Origin of the sequence: Ornithinimicrobium avium, assembly GCF_003351765.1 — a bacterium.
GTDB classification, from domain to species: Bacteria; Actinomycetota; Actinomycetes; order Actinomycetales; family Dermatophilaceae; genus Ornithinicoccus; species Ornithinicoccus avius.
Map to the genome: position 1 here is coordinate 655,106 of NZ_CP031229.1, position 16,952 is coordinate 672,057.

Below are 16,952 nucleotides of genomic sequence, written 5' to 3' on the forward strand. Positions count from 1 at the left end.
CGCGGGGGCCGCGGCGAGGGCGGGCGGATCAGCCCTCGGCGGGCTCCACCGGCGGGCAGGTGGTGACCAGGTTGCGGTCACCGTAGACGCCGTCGATGCGGCGCACCGGTGCCCAGTACTTGCGGGCCGGGTCGACGCCGGGCGGGTAGACGGCCTGCATCCGGTCGTAGGGGTGGTTCCACTCCCCCGCGATCGACAGGGCCGTGTGCGGCGCGTTGCGCAGCACGCTTCCGTCGACGGCGCCGGAGGCCTCGTCCATCTCCGCGCGGATCGCGATCATCGCGTCGATGAAGCGGTCCAGCTCGCCGAGGTCCTCGCTCTCGGTGGGCTCCACCATCAGGGTGCCCGCCACCGGGAAGGACATCGTCGGGGCGTGGAAGCCGTAGTCGACGAGCCGCTTGGCGACGTCGTCGACGGTCACGCCGGTGTCCTTGGTCAGGCCGCGCAGGTCCAGGATGCACTCGTGCGCGACCAGGTTGTTGGCACCGGTGTAGAGCACCGGGAAGTGCTCGTCCAGCCGCCTGGCGATGTAGTTGGCGCTGAGCACGGCGACCTGCGAGGAGCGGGTCAGACCCTCCCCGCCCACCAGCCGGATGTAGGCCCACGGGATCGGCAGGATGCTCGCCGAGCCGAACGGCGCGCCGGCCACCGGGCCGGGGCTGGTCTCCGGGCCGGCGTCGGTGACGACCGGGTGGCCGGGCAGGTACGGCGCCAGGTGCGAGCGCACGCCGATCGGGCCGACGCCCGGACCCCCGCCACCGTGCGGGATGGTGAAGGTCTTGTGCAGGTTCAGGTGCGACACGTCGCTGCCGAACTTGCCGGGCTTGGCGATGCCCATCAGCGCGTTGAGGTTGGCGCCGTCCAGGTAGACCTGACCGCCGGCGTCGTGCACCATCTCGCACAGACGGGTGATCTGCGCCTCGTAGACACCGTGGGTCGAGGGGTAGGTCACCATGATCGCGGCGAGGTTCTCGCCGTGCTGCTCGACCTTGGCGGCCAGGTCGTCCAGGTCGATCTCACCGTTGGAGGTGCTCCTGACGACGACCACCTTCAGCCCGGCCATGACGGCGCTGGCGGCGTTGGTGCCGTGGGCGCTGGCCGGGATGAGGCAGATGTTGCGCTCACCGTGACCGTTGGCCTCGTGGTAACGACGGATCGCCAGAAGGCCGGCGAACTCGCCGTTCGCGCCGGAGTTGGGCTGCAGGGAGACCTCGTCGTAGCCGGTGATCTCGCACAGCCACCCGGCCAGCTGCTCGATGAGCGCCCGCGACCCCTCCGTCTGGTCCCGGGGCGCGAACGGGTGCAGGGTGGAGAACTCCGGCCAGGTGATGGACTCCATCTCCGTGGTGGAGTTGAGCTTCATGGTGCAGGAGCCCAGCGGGATCATGCCCCGGTCCAGCGCGAAGTCCTTGTCGGACAGGGTGCGGATGTAGCGCAGCATCGCGGTCTCGCTGCGGTAGGTGTTGAACACCGGGTGGGTCAGGTAGGGCTGGTCCTCGGTGCGGCCCAGGCCGCCGAAGTCCGGCGACTCCACCGTCGGGACCTCCGAGGGGGCCGGCACGCCGAACGCCTCGGCGACGGCCTGCAGGTCGGCCAGGGTTGTCAGCTCGTCGGTGGACAGCAGCACGGTGTCCGCGTCGGCCTGCCACAGGTTGATGCCCCGCTCCAGCGCGGCCGCGACGACCTCGGCGGCCCGCCCGGGGGTCTTGACCTGCAGCGTGTCGAACCAGTGCTCGCCGGCGAGCTCGAGACCGCCGCCGGTGAGGGCGTCGGCGAGGGCGCGCGCCTTGGCGTGGACCTCCAGCGCGATGCGGCGCAGACCTTCGGGCCCGTGCCACACGGCATACATGCCGGCCATGACGGCGAGGAGCACCTGGGCGGTGGTGATGTTGGAGGTCGCCTTCTCGCGACGGATGTGCTGCTCACGGGTCTGCAGCGCCAGCCGGTAGGCCGGTGCGCCGTCCTCGTCCTTGCTGACGCCGACCAGACGGCCGGGCAGGGTGCGCTCCAGGCCCTTGCGGATGCTGATGTAGCCGGCGTGCGGGCCACCGAAGCCCGTCGGCACGCCGAAGCGCTGGGTGGTGCCCACCGCGACGTCCGCGCCCCACGCGCCGGGGGGCGCGATGAGCGTCAGGGCGAGGAGGTCGGCCGCCACGGTCAGCAGCGCGCCCGCCTCGTGGGCGGCGTCGGCCAGGGCCTTCCAGTCCCGGATCTGTCCGTCGGCGCCGGGGTACTGGACCAGCACGCCGAAGACCTCGCGGTCGCCGGCCACCGCGCGCAGGCCGGCGGCGTCGGTGACCTGCTCCAGGTCGGCGGAGACGACCTCGATGTCCAGCGGGGTCGCGCGGGTGGTGACCACCCCGAGGGTCTGGGGGAGCAGGTGCTCGTCGACGACGATGACGGCGTCCTGGGACACCTTGCTGTTGCGGCGCATGAGGGCCATCGCCTCCGCGGCCGCGGTGCTCTCGTCCAGCAGCGAGGCGTTGGCGATGTCCAGGCCGGTGAGGTCGGCGACCATCGTCTGGAAGTTGAGGAGCGCCTCGAGGCGGCCCTGGGAGATCTCCGGCTGGTACGGGGTGTAGGCGGTGTACCAGGCCGGGTTCTCCAGGATGTTGCGCTTGACGACCGGCGGCACCTGGGTGCCGTAGTAGCCTAGACCGATCATCGAGGTCAGGACCTGGTTGCGGGAGGCGAGCTCGCGCAGCTCGGCGATGACCGCCTGCTCGCTCGGCGCGGCCTCGATGTCCAGCGGCCGGTCGGTGCGGATGTCGGCCGGGACCGCGGCGTCGAGCAGGGCCTCGAGGCTGTCGTAGCCGACCGTCTCGAGCATGCGGTCGACGTCGGACTCGCGCGGACCGATGTGGCGCGCGGTGAAGTCCGACTGGGAGGGGTGGGAGGCGGGAGAGGTGCTCATCTGGCTCCTTGGGGGGCGGGGGCGTTGTGCCCTCCCCCTCTGCCGGGCCGTGTCTGGGCGCCCTTCCAGAGTTGCCTGATCCGCGCGGTCCCTGGCGCCTGAGAGCTTGTCGGGGAGTTTGCCCCTTCGGCGCCTCACCAGGTCCGGTGAGGTCTCTCCCACACGGCCTCGTCGGCGACCCCAATCTATCAGGTCCGGCACCGTGAGGTGGGGCACCCGCCCCGAAGGCAGAGCCGGCGGCCGCAGCTGCTCAGGAGGTGCGTCGGGCGCGTCGACGGGCGGAGAGCTCGTCGCCGGGGTGGTCGGGCGCCACGTCGTCCGCGCGCTCGCTGGGGAGCTGGGCGAGGGTTCCCTCCACCTCGCGCCACACGCTGCCGACGGCGATCCCGAAGACGCCCTGCCCGCCACGCACGAGGTCGATGACCTCGTCGTCGCTGGTGCACTCGTAGACGCTGGCTCCGTCGCTCATGAGCGTGATGTCGGCGAGGTCCTGGACCCCGCGCTCGCGCAGCGCGCCGACGGCGACCCGGATCTGCTGCAGCGAGACGCCGGTGTCCAGCAGCCGCTTGATGATCTTGAGCACGAGGATGTCGCGGAAGGAGTAGAGGCGCTGGGTGCCCGACCCGCTCGGGTTGCGCACCGAGGGCTCCAGCAGCCCGGTGCGGGCCCAGTAGTCGAGCTGCCGGTAGGTGACCCCGGCCGCGCCGCACGCGGTCGGGCCGCGGTAGCCGATGGTCTCGTCCATCGCCGGCGTGTCCTGCGTGAAGAGCACCCCCTGCGACGGGCGGGCGTCCCGCTCGGGTCCTGCCTGCGTGCCGGGTGTGTCAACGCCTGCGCTCACCGGTCCTCCTCACGGACGTGGCTGGTGTGACTGATGTGCACCGTGTGCACGCTCTGACGGTATGCCGCAGGCTCACCGGGGTCAACGACCGACGCGCCGGGGGCACCCACCCTCATCCTCCTGCACCCGGTCCGGGCGCCTCGCCCGGGCCCTCGAAGTCCTCGGCGGAGACCGTGTCGAGGAACTCGCGGAACCGCTCCACCTCGTCCTCCTCCTCCACCGCCATCGTGATGCCCACCTCGTCCAGGAGCGCCTCGGTGGCGAAGATCGGGGTCGCGGCGCGCAGCGCCAGCGCGATGGCGTCGCTGGGCCTGGCCGAGATGACGGTCCCCTCGTCGATGTGCAGCTCGGCGTAGAAGGTGTTGTCGCGCAGCTCGGTGAGGTGGACCGCCGTCAGCCGGTGGCCGAGCTCGCGGACCAGGGTGACCATGAGGTCGTGGGTGAGCGGGCGGGGTGCCTCCACCCCTTGCTGGGCGTAGGCGATGGCCGTGGCCTCGGGCGCCCCGATCCAGATCGGGACGTAGCGCTGCCCCTCGCGCTCCCGCAGGAGCACGATCGGGCTGTTGGTGGGCATCTCGACCCGGACGCCGAGGACGTCGAGCTCTCTCACTCCTCCACGGTACCTCGCCCGCCGACGGCCCGTCGGGTGCAGGCCGTGGCAGCCGGCTCAGCGGGCGCGGGAGAGGCCCGAACGCACGAGGGCGACGTGCAGGGCCAGCATGGTGGACAGCAGCTCGGACTCGACCTCGTCCGGCTCGGCCCCGCCCGCCCCCCGCACGCTGCGCCGGCGCAGCGGCTCCAGGATCTGCTGCGCCAGGCCCAGCTCGCGGTCGGCGCCGATCCGGAAGGAGCGCAGGTGCCGCGCCTCCAGGCCGTGCCGGGCCAGCGAGGCCGCCGCGGTCGCCACGTCGAGGTCGTCGGCGTGGTGGCGCCCCGAGGCGTCCGTGCGCAGCAGGCCGAAGGCCTTGAGCTGGCTGTAGGCGGCCCGGTCCAGACCGGTGCGCTCGCGCAGCTCGGCGGGCGCGAGCCGGATCGCGCGGCGCCGACGCAGCGCCGCCGCGCTGAGGTCGGTGACGACGGCACCGGCCGCGCCGGTGGTCTCGTCCGCGCCGGACGGGTCCGGTCCGGTCGTCTCCAGACCGGGGACGTCCAGGCCCCGGTCGAGCCGGTCGAGCGCTTCCTTGATGACCTTCAGCGGCCAGAAGCGGTCCCGCTGGGCGGTCAGGACGAAGCGCAGGCGGGCGATGTCGGACTCGGCGAAGCGCCGGTAGCCCGAGGACCTGCGCTCGGGCGTGATGAGCCCCTCCGTCTCCAGGTAGCGGATCTTGGAGATGGTCAGGTCGGGGAAGTCGGGCTGCAGCTGGCGGAGCACGGCACCGATCGAGATGCCGTCGACGCCCCCCGGCTCGGCGCGTGCTGCCGACGTCACGGGCGGCCGAGGTAGTAGACGAGCCGGAACTTGCCGATCTGCACCTCGTCGCCCTGGTGCAGCTGGGTCTCCTCGATCCGTTCGCGGTTGACGTAGGTGCCGTTCAGCGAGCCCACGTCGCGGACCAGGTAGCCCTCGCCCGCCCGGGCGAAGACGGCGTGCCGGCGCGAGACGGTCACGTCGTCGAGGAAGATGTCGCTGCTGGGGTGCCGCCCGGAGCTGACCTCGTCGGCGTCGAGCAGGAAGCGGGCACCGCTGTTGGGGCCGCGGAGCACGATGAGCAGCGCGGTGCCGGGGCGCAGCGCGTCGACGGTGCGCTGGTCCTCCGGGGAGAGCCGCGGCACCTCTTCGTCGAAGGTGTACTCGGCGGCGGGCAGGTCCGTGCCGTGCGGGATCCGGGCGGTGGTCGGATCGGTGCCGAAGTCGTGGTGCTCGCGGTCGCGGTCGCTCACGGGGTGACCTTCCTCGGGGTGGTGCAGGGCGTCCGGTGGGACGGAAGGGACCGGGGCCGCGTGCCGCGGCCGCCGGTCCCCCACTCTAGTGGAGCGTCCGTCTCAGTCGAGCTGGGCCTGGTAGGCCTCCGCGTCCAGGAGGTCGTCGAGCACACCGGTGTCCTCGACCCGGATCTCGTACATCCAGCCCTCGACGTAGTTGTCGGTGTTGATGAGCTCGGGGGTGGCGTCCAGGTTGTCGTTGACGGCCGTGATCTCGCCGGCGACGGGCGCGTAGATGTCGCTGACCGACTTGGTGGACTCCACCTCGCCGACGGGGTCACCCACGGCGACGGTGTCGCCGACGGTGGGAAGCGAGACGTAGACGACGTCGCCCAGCGCGTCCTGGGCGTATGACGTGATGCCGACGCGGAGCACGGAGGCGCCCTGGTCGCGCACCCATTCGTGGTCCGAGGTGTAGCGCAGGTCGTCGGGGTACTCGAGGCTGCTCATCGCTCTCCTGCTCTCCGGGGAAGGAAGGGCCGGTGCCCTGGAGGGCGACCGGCCATGGTCGGGTCCGCCTTACCCTAGTCGGCTCCTCACGGTTCCGTCGTCGGGGGGACGGGTCGAGCGTAACGAGGCTCGGTGGCCTCGTGCAACGCATCGACCACCAGCGACTCCGACTCCACCACCTGGACCGCGCCTCCGGCGCCGCGCAGACTGTCGGAGAACCCGCCCGGGATGGCCATCGCCCCGGCGAGCGTGTGGGAGCCGCCGATGGCGATGATGCGGTAGGGCGGGGTGAGCGTGGTCCCGTCGAGGGTGACGTGCCCCTCTGCGTCCACGCCGACGTAGCTGGAGGCGACGACCCTCTGCGCGCCGATCTGGATGGCCTCGGCCCCGGCGTCGCGCAGCTCCTGGATCGCGTCCAGCAGCATCGTCTGGGTCATGACGCGGGCCGGGTCGCTGACGTAGACCGAGATGCCCGGACCCTCGACCGGCACCGTGCCGGCCAGGATCGAGTAGGAGTTGAGGCGCTCCTGGGCGGCGCGGGCGGCGGCCTCGTCCCCCTCCTGCCCCTGCAGCTGCTCCTTGTCGTCCTCGAGCTGGCGCACCTCGCCCTGCAGCGCGTCCACCCGCTCGGAGACGTCGTCGAGGAGCGCGACCAGCTCGGACTGGCGCAGCTGGGCCAGCCCCACCTCGTCGGCGCTGCGCACCTGTGCGACGAGCGCCACGCCCAGGAGGGCCAGCAGCACGGCGGCCACGACCTGCCCGCGCGCGGGCCGCAGCCGGACCAGGAGGGCGCGCAGGCGCCGGCGCGCCTGCGCGGTCGTCGGCTGCGGCCCGGGCGGCCGGCCACCGCCGCGCGAGGGCCGCCAGGTCCTGCGGGCTGGGCCCGTCATTCAGGCCCCCAGCAGGTGGCGCCGGATCGCGGCCACGTTGGAGAAGATCCGCAGCCCGAGGACCACGACCACGCCGGTGGACAGCTGGGCGCCCACCCCGAGCTGGTTGCCGAGGAAGACGATGAGCGCGGCCACCACGACGTTGGACAGGAAGGAGATGACGAACACGCGGTCGTTGAAGATCCCCTCGAGGGCGGCCCGGGTGGCGCCGAAGACCGCGTCGAGCGCCGCGATGACGGCGATCGGCAGGTAGGGCTGCAGCCACAACGGCACCTCGGGGCTGACGAACAGCCCGATCACGACCCCGAGCACCAGGCCAAGGACGGGGATCATCGTCGGTCTTCCTCCGTGGTGTCGTCCTGCGCGGTCCGGTCCAGCACGTGCCCGTAGCGGGTGGTCAGCCGCTCGGCCGAGGCGATCGTGACGTCCTCCTGCACGCTCACCCGCGAGGCGATCCCCAGCTGGCCGCGCAGCTGGTCCAGGTAGGCGCCGGTGACGCCCGAGGACGTCTCCGCGGCCAGCCGCTCGGGGTCCCCGATCGCGCGGATCTCGTAGGGCGGTGCCAGGCTGCGGAAGTCGACGATGATCGCCTCGCCCGCGAATCGTATCGCGGACGTGCTGGTGAGCCGGTGGCCGTTGACCGAGACCGCCTCGGCCCCGGCGCTCCACAGCCCGTTGACGACCAGCTGGACGTCCCGGGCGTTGACGCGCTCCCCCGGGCCGTCCAGGCCCGGTGCGCCCTCGCCCCCGGACGAGGCGTCCTCCAGGACGATGACCACTCCCGGCCCCGAGACGGCCCGGGCACCGGCCTGCTCCCCGGCCGAGGTGATGGCGCGCTCGGCCGCCGGACCCTCCTCGAGCCGGGCCCGTTCCTGCTCGATGGACAGGATCTCGGCCCGCAGCTCCTCCACCCGCGCCCCCGAGGCGTCGCCCGCCTCCTGCGCCGCCTCGATCCTGGTGATGAGCTGCTTGCGCGTCTCGGCGGCGACCGGGTCCGGGGCACGCAGGGTGACCGCGGCGACCGTCACGAGCATGCCCAGGACGACCGCCGTGACGAACAGCAGCCAGGTGCGGGAGCCGGAGGAGGCGGGCAGCCCCGCCTCGACCCGGGCCCTGGCGGCCGAGTGGTAGCCGGGACCGATGGGCGGGTCCAGCACCTCCCCCAGCAGCGCCATCGAGGCTGCCGGATCGGGGTCCCGGCTGGCCTGCCCGAGGCGCAGGAACCTCATACCTGCAGCTCCCGGCGCCGACGCACCATCGCCCGCACCTGCCAGGCGTAGATGAACCCGGTGATCCAGTACAGGACCGTCCCCCACCAGGCCAGCGCCCACCCGGTGGCGAGGGCAAGGGTCTGCCACGGGCCTTCGATGTGTCCGAAGAGCAGCAGCGGGAAGGCCCCGAGCAGGTTGAAGGTGGCAGCCTTGCCCACGAAGTGCACCGGCGGGATGGGCAGCCGGTGGTGGCGCACCAGCGGCGCCATCGCCAGGATGAACGCGTCACGGGCGACGAGGACCCCGACCAGCCACCACGGCACGAAGCCGAACCAGGCCAGGCTGAGCAGGGTGGTGGCGATGTAGAGGCGGTCGGCGATCGGGTCGAGCAGCTCGCCGAGCCTGCTCACCTGGCCGAAGCGACGGGCGATCGTGCCGTCGAGCCAGTCGGTGAGCCCGGAGAGGACGAGGAGCAGGCCCGCCCACGCCAGCTCGCCGTCGACGAGCAGCCAGAGGTAGACCGGCAGCCCCAGCAGCCGGACGACGCTGAGCACGTTGGGGACGGTGAGCAGGCGGCTGCCGACCGGCCGGACCGTGCGGTCCCGGCTGGCCTGCGGAGCCTCCCCCGTGCCCATCGACATACCGCCAAGTGTAGGAGGCGCCCGCAGCGACGGGTTCCCACCGCGCGGACGGGGTATGACGAAGGCCCCGGTCCGCGTGTGCGGTCCGGGGCCTTCCTCGGTCGGGCTGACAGGATTTGAACCTGCGACCCCTTGACCCCCAGTCAAGTGCGCTACCAAGCTGCGCCACAGCCCGAGGCCCGTAAGGGCGAGGATCACCTTAACGCACGGTGACCCGCGGTACCGAATCGCCCGGGCCGATGCCCGCGGCGGCCCTCCGCGACCGCGGATCAGCGGCGGGAACGACGCTCCCGCACCCGCACCGAGATCTCCACCGGGGAGCCCTCGAAGCCGAACTCCTCGCGCAGCCGGCGCTCGAGGAACCGGCGGTAGCCGGCCTCGATGAAGCCGGAGGCGAAGATGACGAACTTCGGCGGGCGGGTGTCGGCCTGGGTGGCGAAGAGGATGCGGGGCTGCTTGCCCCCGCGCACCGGGTGCGGGTGTGCGGCGGCCACCTCGCCGAGGAAGGCGTTCAGGCGCGAGGTGGGCACCCGGCGGTCCCAGGAGGCCAGGGAGGTCTCCAGGGCGGGGACCAGCTTGGCGACGTGCCGGCCGGTGGTCGCGGAGATGTTGACCCGCGGGGCCCAGGCCACCTGCGCCAGGTCGCGCTCGATCTCGCGTTCCAGGAAGTGCTGGCGCTCCTCGTCGAGGGTGTCCCACTTGTTGAACGCCAGGACCAGCGCGCGGCCGGCGTCGACCACCTGCTGGACCACGCGGACGTCCTGCTCGGTGAGCGGCTCGGAGACGTCGACGAGCACGACCGCGACCTCGGCCTTCTCCAGCGCCGTCTGGGTGCGCAGCGAGGCGTAGAAGTCGGCGCCCCGGGTCTGGTGCACCCGTCGGCGGATGCCCGCGGTGTCGACGAAGCGCCATACCCTGCCCCCCAGCTCCACGAGTTCGTCGACGGGGTCCCGGGTGGTGCCGGCGACGTCGTCCACGACGACCCGCTCCGCGCCGGCCAGCCGGTTGAGCAGGGAGGACTTGCCGACGTTGGGGCGACCGACGAGGGCGACCCGTCGCGGTCCGCCGCGCGGGTAGGCGCCGGGCACCGTGGTCCGCTCGGGTAGCACCTCGAGCAGCGCGTCGAGGATGTCGCCGGAGCCCCGGCCGTGCAGGGCGGAGACGGGCCAGGGCTGGCCCAGCCCCAGCGACCAGAGCACGGCGGACTCGGCCTCCATCCGCTGGTCGTCGACCTTGTTGGCCGCGAGCACGACCGGCTTGCCCGAGCGGCGCAGCAGCCGGACGACCTGCTCGTCGGTGTCGGTGGCGCCGACGACGGCGTCGACGACGAAGATGACGGCGTCGGCCAGCTCGACGGCGACCTCGGCCTGCTCGGCGACCCGCAGGTGGATCCCGGTCGCGTCCACGTCCCAACCGCCGGTGTCGACGACGGTGAACCGCCGGCCGGACCACTCGGCGTCGTAGGCGACCCGGTCGCGGGTGACGCCGGGCACGTCCTGCACGACCGCCTCGCGGCGACCCAGGATCCGGTTGACCAGGCTGGACTTGCCGACGTTGGGCCGGCCCACGACCGCCACGACCGGGCGGTGCTCGGCCTCGTCGTCCTCGCCGTGCGGCAGCTGGCCGCTCTCGACAAGTTCACGGTCCTCCTCGGACAGCTCGAACTCGTCCAGGCCCGCCCGCAGCGCCCGCGCCAGGTGACCGTCGTCGCCGTCGGCAAGCTCGTCGTCCAGGTCGGGGTCGGCGCCGCCGGTCCACTCGACCTCCACGACCTCGTCGGGCCCGTCCAGGTCCTCGAGCTGCTCCCCGTCCGTCTCGCTCACGAGCCGGCCGCCGTGTCCGCCGCCTGGCGGCGCAGCCGCACCTGCCGCTTGATCCGGCTGAGCATCGCGACCATCCCGCGCATCCGCAGCGGCGAGACCGCCTCGGCCAGGGCGAAGCGGTAGGGCGCGTCGTCGGGCACCGCGAGCACGTCCTCGGCGGGCAGCCCGTCGAGGCTCTCGTGCAGGATGCCGGCGAAGCCGCGCGTCGTGGGCGCCTCCGGAGGGGCGTCGAAGAAGAGGTGCACCGTGCGGTCCGCGTCGTCCTCCACCTCGACGGCGAGGAAGAGCGGGGACTGGCACTCGTCCACGCGCTCCATCTGGTCCATCTTTCCGGCGTAGCGCTCGGGCAGCGCCGGCAGCTCCTGGCTCAGCTCGAGCAGCAGCTGGAGCCGGTCCTTCTCGCCGACGGCGTGGAAGTCGGCGGCCAGCTCGGCCATCTGCTCCGGCAGGCCGGCGCGCAGGTCGGCGGTCATCAGCGCTCCACCGGCACGCCGACCGAGTTGCCCCACTCGGTCCAGCTGCCGTCGTAGTTGCGGACCTTGTCGAAGCCCAGCAGGTGGGTCAGCACGAACCAGGTGTGGCTCGACCGCTCGCCGATGCGGCAGTAGGCGACGACGTCGTCGGAGGGGGTCAGCCCCTGCTCCTCCAGGTAGATGCTCTCCAGCTCCTGGCGCGACTTGAAGGTCCCGTCCTCGTTGGCCGCCCGCGCCCAGGGCACGTTGCGCGCGCCAGGGACGTGCCCGCCGCGCATCGCGCCCTCCTGCGGGTAGTCGGGCATGTGCAGCAGCTCGCCGGAGAACTCCCCCGGGCTGCGCACGTCGATCATCGGGCTGCCCAGGTGGGCCAGCACGTCGTCCCGGAACGCCCGGACCTTGCTGTCGTCCCGCTCGACGACGGGGTAGGTCGCTGGGGTCACCTGCGGCACCTCGGTGGTCATCTCCCGGCCCTCGGCCACCCAGGCGGCGCGGCCGCCGTCGAGCAGGCGCACGTCCTGGTGGCCGAAGAGGGTCATCACCCACAGCGCGTAGGAGGCCCACCAGTTCGACTTGTCGCCGTAGATGACCACGGTCGTCCCGCGCGTGATGCCGCGCTCACCCATGACCTCGGCGAAGCGTGCCCCGTCGACGTAGTCACGGGTCAGGGGGTCGTTGAGGTCGGTGTGCCAGTCGATCTTGAGGGCGCCGGGGACGTGGCCGGTGTCGTAGAGCAGGACGTCCTCGTCGGACTCCAGCACGACCAGGCCCTCCTCGCCCAGGTGCTCGGACAGCCAGGTCGTCGTCACCAGACGCTCGGGGTGGGCGTAGGTCGCGAGCTTCTCGTCGGTGTCGGGGGACAGGGTCATCGGTGCTCCTGCAGGTCGGGGGTGGATGCGGCTATGGGGTGCGTCGCGCCGTGCGCGACCAGGTCGAGGACCGCGCGCACGGACTCCTCGAAGGACAGGTGGGAGGTGTCGAGGCCGTGGACCCCGTCCGCGGGCTCGAAGAAGGCGCTGACGCTCGCGTCGTCCCGGTCGCGGCGCACCACCTGGTCCCGGGTGGCGGCCAGCTGCTCCTGGGTGCTGGTGCCGTGCAGCTCGGTGGTGCGGCGGGTCAGGCGCGCCTCCTCGGAGGCGGTGAGCAGGATCCGGTGCTCGGCGTCCGGAGCGACGACGGTGGTGATGTCGCGGCCCTCGACCACCACTCCCCCGCGCGCGGCGCGCAGCTCCTCGACCAGGGCACGCTGGCGGCGGCGCAGCTCGGCGCGCACACCGAGGTTGGTCGCGACCTGCGAGACCTGGCCCGAGATGCGCGTCGTGCGGATCTCCTGGCTCACGTCGGTGCCGGCGACCCGCACCTCGGGGGCGTCGGGGTCGGTCGACAGCCTCAGGTCCAGGTCCTTGGCGGCCGCGGCCACCGTGGTCTGGTCGGCGAGGTCCAGGCCCCGCTCCAGGCACCACCAGGTGAGGGCGCGGTACATGGCGCCGGTGTCGAGGTAGGCCAGCCCCAGCCGCCGCGCGACGGCCCGGGAGACCGACGACTTGCCGGACCCGCTGGGTCCGTCGACGGCGATCGTGATCGGGGAGTTGGGCACCCCACCAGCCTAACGGTCGGCCCGTGCGGCCCGACGGCCGCGCTGCGGGGGCCACGCTCCGTTTCATGACGCAGGCGGTGCCGCGGCCCTAGACTTCTCACGTCCTAGGTCGCGACCCGCCGCTGGGCCCGCTCCGAAGGGAGCTCATGAGTATGCCCGTGCACCCGCAGACGTCCACTCACCCGGAGGAACGGCTGCACCGGGGTCTGCAGAACAGGCACATCCAGCTGATCGCCATCGGCGGCGCCATCGGCACCGGCCTGTTCATGGGGTCGGGCAAGACGATCGCGGCTGCCGGTCCGTCGGTGCTCATCGTCTACCTGATCATCGGCACGATGCTCTTCTTCGTCATGAGGGCGATGGGCGAGCTGCTGCTCTTCAACCTCGACTACAAGTCCTTCCAGGACTTCGCAGCCGACATGCTGGGCGGCTGGGCCGGCTTCTTCTGCGGCTGGACCTACTGGCTGTGCTGGATCGTCACCGGGATGGCCGACATCATCGCGGTGGCCAGCTACTTCAACTACTGGCTGAACCCGGACGATCCCACCGAGATCCGCGCGACCGCGCTGCTCCTGGGGCTGGTCGTGCTGCTGGGGCTGCTGGGGCTGAACATGCTCACCGTCGGGCTGTTCGGCGAGCTGGAGTTCTGGTTCGCCATCATCAAGGTGGTGGCGATCCTCGCGCTCATCATCATGGGTGCCTGGATGATCATCCGCGGGTTCACCGCCCCGGACGGGACCCAGGCCTCCCTGGCCAACCTCTGGAACCGGCCGGGCGGGGTCTTCCCGCACGGGGCGGACGGCTTCTTCGCCGGGTTCCAGATCGCGACCTTCGCGTTCGTGGGGATCGAGCTGGTGGGAGCCACCGCGGCGGAGACCGCCAACCCGACCAAGACGCTGCCGAGGGCGATCAACCAGATCCCGATCAGGGTCCTCTTCTTCTACGTCTTCTCCCTGGTCGTGATCATGTCGGTCACGCCCTGGGACCTGGTCAGCCCCGAGCTGTCGCCGTTCGTGAACCTGTTCACCCTGGTCGGTGTTGCTGCGGCCGCCTCGCTGATGAACTTCGTCGTGCTGACGTCGGCAGCCTCCGCCGCCAACTCCGGTCTCTTCTCGACCTCCCGGATGCTCTACGGCCTCGCCCACAAGAACATGGCCCCCGCCCCGACGGGCAGGCTCTCCAGCCGGATGGTGCCGGCCGTGGGCCTGGTGATCTCGGTCATCATCGTCTCCAGCTCCCTGCTCCTGCTCCTCTCCGACACGGTCATGGGCGCCTTCACCGTCGTGACGACGATCTCCGCGGTGCTGTTCATGTTCGTCTGGGGCATGATCCTGTGCAGCTACATCGTCTACCGGCGCCGCTACCCCGAGGCGCACGCGACGAGCATCTACAAGATGCCCGGCGGCGTGCCCATGTGCTACGTCGTGCTGGCCTTCTTCGTCTTCATCATCTACGTCCTCACCCGGGAGCAGGACACCCTGGTGGCACTGCTGGGCACGCCCCTGTGGTTCGTCATCCTCGGCGTGGCCTGGTACCTCATCAAGGACAAGGTCCACGAGGACGACACGCACACCGAGGGCGTCGGCGCGGCTCTCTGAGCACCGCCCGACCCCCGGGCGCGGGCGAAGGTTCGCCGTCAGAGGCCCGCGGCCCGGTAGAGCTGGGCGACCTCCTCGGCGGCCAGCGCCCGGTAGCGTCCAGGACGCAGCTCGCCGAGGTGCACCGGCCCGACCTGGGTGCGCGAGAGCAGCTCCACCGGGTAGCCGACGTCGTCGAGCATCCGTCGCACGATGTGCTTGCGGCCCTCGTGCAGCACCACCTCGACGATCGAGTGGCCCGGCAGCGAGTCCACGAGCTTGAACGAGTCCACCTTGGCCAGCCCGTCCTCGAGCTCGACGCCCGCGCGCAGACGCTTGCCCACGTCCTTGCCGACGACACCGTGCACCTGCGCCACGTAGGTCTTGGGGACGCCGTAGGCGGGGTGCTGCAGCCGGTGGGACAGCTCCCCGTCGTTGGTCAGCAGCAGCAGCCCCTCGGTGTCGAAGTCGAGCCGGCCCACGTGGAACAGCCGGGTCGACAGGTGCCCGACGTAGTCGGCGAGGGAGGGGCGTCCCTCGTCGTCCTGCATCGTCGAGACCACCCCGGCCGGCTTGTTGAACGCCAGGTAGACCTTGTCCGTGTCGACCACGACCCGGTCGCCGTCGACGCGCACCACCTGGCGCGCGGGGTCGACCCGCACGCCCATCTCGGTGACGACGGTGCCGTCCACCTCGACGCGGCCCTGCTCGATGAGCTTCTCGCACGCCCGGCGGCTGCCGAAGCCGGCGCCGGCCAGGAGCTTCTGGAGCCGCACGCCCTCGGGGTCGTGCACGTCGACCGGCGTGGTCGGCGCCGGGGTCCGGGGACGCCGACGGGGCGGCGAGCCCTTGCCGGCCCGCCGGGGACCGGCGCCTCCGCCGTCCTGCGGGGACCGTCGGGGCCGCCCGCGGCCGCCGCCGGGCGGCGAGCCCTTGCCGCCGCCCCTGCCGCGTCCGGATCCGCCGCCGGAGCCGCCCCGTCCGGTTCCGCCGGAGCCGCTGCGCTGTCTGTCGTTCATGCCAGTCCTTCCGCGGCGAGCTCCTCCAGCACCTCGGCCGAGGGCAGGTAGGGCGCGAGCGCCGGCAGGTCGTCGAGTGAGTCCAGCCCGAGGCGCTGGAGGAAGAGGTCGGTGGTGCCGTAGAGCACCGCACCGGCCGTCGGGTCCTGGCCCACCTCGGTCACCATCCCGCGGGCCAGGAGCGTGCGGACCACGCCGTCGACGTTGACCCCGCGGATCGCGCCGATGCGGGCCCGGCTGATCGGTTGCCGGTAGGCGATGACCGCGAGGGTCTCCAGCGCGGCCTGGGTCAGCCGCGCCTGGCGTCCGCCGAGGAGAAACTTCTCGACCACCGGGGCGTACTCGGGCCGGGTGTAGATCCTCCAGCCGCCGCCGAGGCGCCGCAGCATGAAGCCGCGCTCGCCGCCGGCGTAGTCCTGGGCGAGGTCGTCGAGCACCCGGCCCACGTCCTCCAGCGGCAGCTCGAGCGCGGCGGCGAGGTCCTCCTCGGTGACCGGTTCGTCGACCACCATGAGCACGGCCTCCACGGCCGACCGCGCACCGCCGGGGAAGTCGTTGATGTCGAAGGCGACCTGGTGCTCCTCGGTCGTCCCCTCCGTCTGCTCCTGCCCGCGCACGTGGTCCGGCGCCGCCCGGTCAGTCACGGTCGGCCTCCTGGTGCGCACCGGTCGACGCGGGTCCGCCGTCGGCCCCCGTCGCGGGCACGGGCACCGGCTCGTCCTCGTCGAACTCGTGGCCGACGTCGATCCGCCCGGAGTCCGGACCGGTCCAGCGCACCGTCAGCTCGCCGAGGGGCTCGCGCTGGTCCAGTGCCACGACCGTGTCGCGGAAGAGCTCGAGCAGCGCGAGGAAGCGCGCGACGATGACCAGGGTGCTGTCGGCGTCGGCGACCAGGTCGCGGAACGAGGCGGACCCGCGCCCGCGCAGGCGGGCCGCGAGCAGGGATGCCTGCTCGCGCACCGAGACCTGCGGGGCATGCAGGTGGGAGACGCCCACGGTGGGCGGCGGCTTGGGGATCATCGCCCGGCCGGCGATCATCGCGAGCTGCTCGGGCGTGATGCCCAGCACCACCTCGGGCAGCAGCGCGGCGAACCGGTCCTCGACGCCCACGTCGCGGGCGAAGATGCGGCCAGCGCCCTCCATCCGCAGCCGCAGCTCGTCGGCGACCTGCTTGAAGGCGCGGTACTGCAGCAGCCTGGCGAAGAGCAGGTCGCGCGCCTCGATGAGGGCCAGGTCCTCCTCCTCGTCCTCGCGGGCGCTGGGCAGCAGCCGCGCGGCCTTGAGGTCCAGCAGCGTCGCGGCGATCAGGACGAACTCGCTGGCCTGGGACAGGTCCCAGTCCTCGTGCGCCTCGCGGGCTGCGCGCAGGTAGGCGACGAACTCGTCGGTGACCCGGGCCAGGGCGATCTCGGTGACGTCGAGGCGGTGCTTGGCGATGAGCCCGAGGAGCAGCTCGAAGGGGCCGGAGAAGACGTCGAGGTGGACCTCGAAGCCGGCGTGCGTGCGGGTGAGGACGCCACCCGGTGTCGCTGTCGCGGTGGTCGTGGTGGGCGGGGCGTCCGGCGGGGCCTCCGCGGGCGGGGCGCTGACCAC

General features: G+C 72.4%; 18 protein-coding genes, 1 tRNA gene and 1 riboswitch. Of the genes, 1 reads left to right on the forward strand and 18 read right to left on the reverse strand.

Translation table 11 applies throughout. The features are described 5' to 3' along the window. Window positions 1-28: 28 nt before the first annotated feature. The 15 genes from gcvP to cmk form a co-directional block, all read right to left on the reverse strand. Window positions 29-2,914: an aminomethyl-transferring glycine dehydrogenase gene (gene gcvP, locus DV701_RS03095; protein WP_114927026.1), complete on the reverse strand. Its 2,886-nt coding sequence runs from the start codon at window positions 2,912-2,914 to the stop codon at window positions 29-31. A 75-nt stretch (window positions 2,915-2,989) separates the two neighbouring features. Continuing rightward, a riboswitch (glycine riboswitch) is annotated at window positions 2,990-3,085 on the reverse strand. Window positions 3,086-3,164: 79 nt separating this feature from the next. Further along, complete coding sequence (locus DV701_RS03100; RefSeq protein WP_407669340.1) at window positions 3,165-3,755, reverse strand: MerR family transcriptional regulator; 591 nt, start codon at window positions 3,753-3,755, stop codon at window positions 3,165-3,167. A gap of 112 nt (window positions 3,756-3,867) precedes the next feature. Then, window positions 3,868-4,365, reverse strand: coding sequence for a bifunctional nuclease family protein (locus tag DV701_RS03105; protein WP_114927027.1), 498 nt, complete (start codon window positions 4,363-4,365; stop codon window positions 3,868-3,870). A gap of 57 nt (window positions 4,366-4,422) precedes the next feature. Next, window positions 4,423-5,184 (reverse strand): transcriptional regulator FtsR, encoded by a 762-nt coding sequence (ftsR, locus tag DV701_RS03110; RefSeq protein WP_114927028.1) that lies wholly within the window; start codon window positions 5,182-5,184, stop codon window positions 4,423-4,425. After that, window positions 5,181-5,636 (reverse strand): FHA domain-containing protein, encoded by a 456-nt coding sequence (locus DV701_RS03115; RefSeq protein ID WP_162802764.1) that lies wholly within the window; start codon window positions 5,634-5,636, stop codon window positions 5,181-5,183. Before DV701_RS03115 ends, ftsR begins: the two co-directional genes overlap by 4 nt. Before the next feature lie 102 nt (window positions 5,637-5,738). Further along, complete coding sequence (gene gcvH / locus DV701_RS03120) at window positions 5,739-6,128, reverse strand: glycine cleavage system protein GcvH (RefSeq protein ID WP_114927029.1); 390 nt, start codon at window positions 6,126-6,128, stop codon at window positions 5,739-5,741. Between the two features lie 86 nt (window positions 6,129-6,214). Next, window positions 6,215-7,018, reverse strand: coding sequence for a DUF881 domain-containing protein (locus DV701_RS03125; protein ID WP_114927030.1), 804 nt, complete (start codon window positions 7,016-7,018; stop codon window positions 6,215-6,217). Beyond that, window positions 7,019-7,351: a small basic family protein gene (locus DV701_RS03130; protein ID WP_114927031.1), complete on the reverse strand. Its 333-nt coding sequence runs from the start codon at window positions 7,349-7,351 to the stop codon at window positions 7,019-7,021. Continuing rightward, on the reverse strand, window positions 7,348-8,247 hold the full coding sequence (locus tag DV701_RS03135) for a DUF881 domain-containing protein (protein WP_114927032.1): 900 nt from the start codon (window positions 8,245-8,247) through the stop codon (window positions 7,348-7,350). Before DV701_RS03135 ends, DV701_RS03130 begins: the two co-directional genes overlap by 4 nt. Next, window positions 8,244-8,870 (reverse strand): CDP-alcohol phosphatidyltransferase family protein, encoded by a 627-nt coding sequence (locus DV701_RS03140; protein ID WP_114927033.1) that lies wholly within the window; start codon window positions 8,868-8,870, stop codon window positions 8,244-8,246. The genes DV701_RS03135 and DV701_RS03140 overlap by 4 nt, the downstream gene beginning before the upstream one ends. Window positions 8,871-8,971: 101 nt before the next feature. Beyond that, window positions 8,972-9,045 (reverse strand) — tRNA-Pro (locus tag DV701_RS03145). A gap of 94 nt (window positions 9,046-9,139) precedes the next feature. After that, window positions 9,140-10,603, reverse strand: a complete 1,464-nt coding sequence (der, locus tag DV701_RS03150) for a ribosome biogenesis GTPase Der (RefSeq protein WP_228255307.1) — start codon at window positions 10,601-10,603, stop codon at window positions 9,140-9,142. Window positions 10,604-10,689: 86 nt separating this feature from the next. Further along, the gene (locus tag DV701_RS03155; protein ID WP_114927034.1) at window positions 10,690-11,166 is read right to left on the reverse strand and encodes a SufE family protein; all 477 of its coding nucleotides are present in this window, start codon (window positions 11,164-11,166) and stop codon (window positions 10,690-10,692) included. Then, window positions 11,166-12,035 carry a sulfurtransferase gene (locus DV701_RS03160; RefSeq protein WP_114927035.1) on the reverse strand — a complete coding sequence of 290 codons (870 nt, stop codon included), beginning with the start codon at window positions 12,033-12,035 and terminating at the stop codon, window positions 11,166-11,168. The genes DV701_RS03155 and DV701_RS03160 overlap by 1 nt, the downstream gene beginning before the upstream one ends. After that, window positions 12,032-12,763, reverse strand: a complete 732-nt coding sequence (gene cmk / locus DV701_RS03165; RefSeq protein ID WP_114927036.1) for a (d)CMP kinase — start codon at window positions 12,761-12,763, stop codon at window positions 12,032-12,034. Before cmk ends, DV701_RS03160 begins: the two co-directional genes overlap by 4 nt. Window positions 12,764-12,915: 152 nt before the next feature. Here cmk and DV701_RS03170 point away from each other — a divergent pair, with 152 nt between their 5' ends. After that, window positions 12,916-14,361 carry an amino acid permease gene (locus DV701_RS03170; protein WP_228255308.1) on the forward strand — a complete coding sequence of 482 codons (1,446 nt, stop codon included), beginning with the start codon at window positions 12,916-12,918 and terminating at the stop codon, window positions 14,359-14,361. A gap of 38 nt (window positions 14,362-14,399) precedes the next feature. On the opposite strand, the gene DV701_RS03175 is transcribed toward DV701_RS03170, so the two are convergent. Genes DV701_RS03175 through DV701_RS03185 form a run of 3 tightly spaced genes read right to left on the reverse strand, consistent with a single transcriptional unit; the run spans window position 14,400 to window position 16,952 of the window. Further along, window positions 14,400-15,359, reverse strand: a complete 960-nt coding sequence (locus tag DV701_RS03175) for a pseudouridine synthase (RefSeq protein ID WP_114927038.1) — start codon at window positions 15,357-15,359, stop codon at window positions 14,400-14,402. Further along, a complete protein-coding gene (scpB, locus tag DV701_RS03180) occupies window positions 15,356-16,003 on the reverse strand; it encodes an SMC-Scp complex subunit ScpB (protein WP_407669342.1) in 648 nt (215 codons plus the stop codon). Before scpB ends, DV701_RS03175 begins: the two co-directional genes overlap by 4 nt. Then, window positions 15,996-16,952 (reverse strand): segregation and condensation protein A, encoded by a 957-nt coding sequence (locus DV701_RS03185; protein WP_114927039.1) that lies wholly within the window; start codon window positions 16,950-16,952, stop codon window positions 15,996-15,998. The genes scpB and DV701_RS03185 overlap by 8 nt, the downstream gene beginning before the upstream one ends.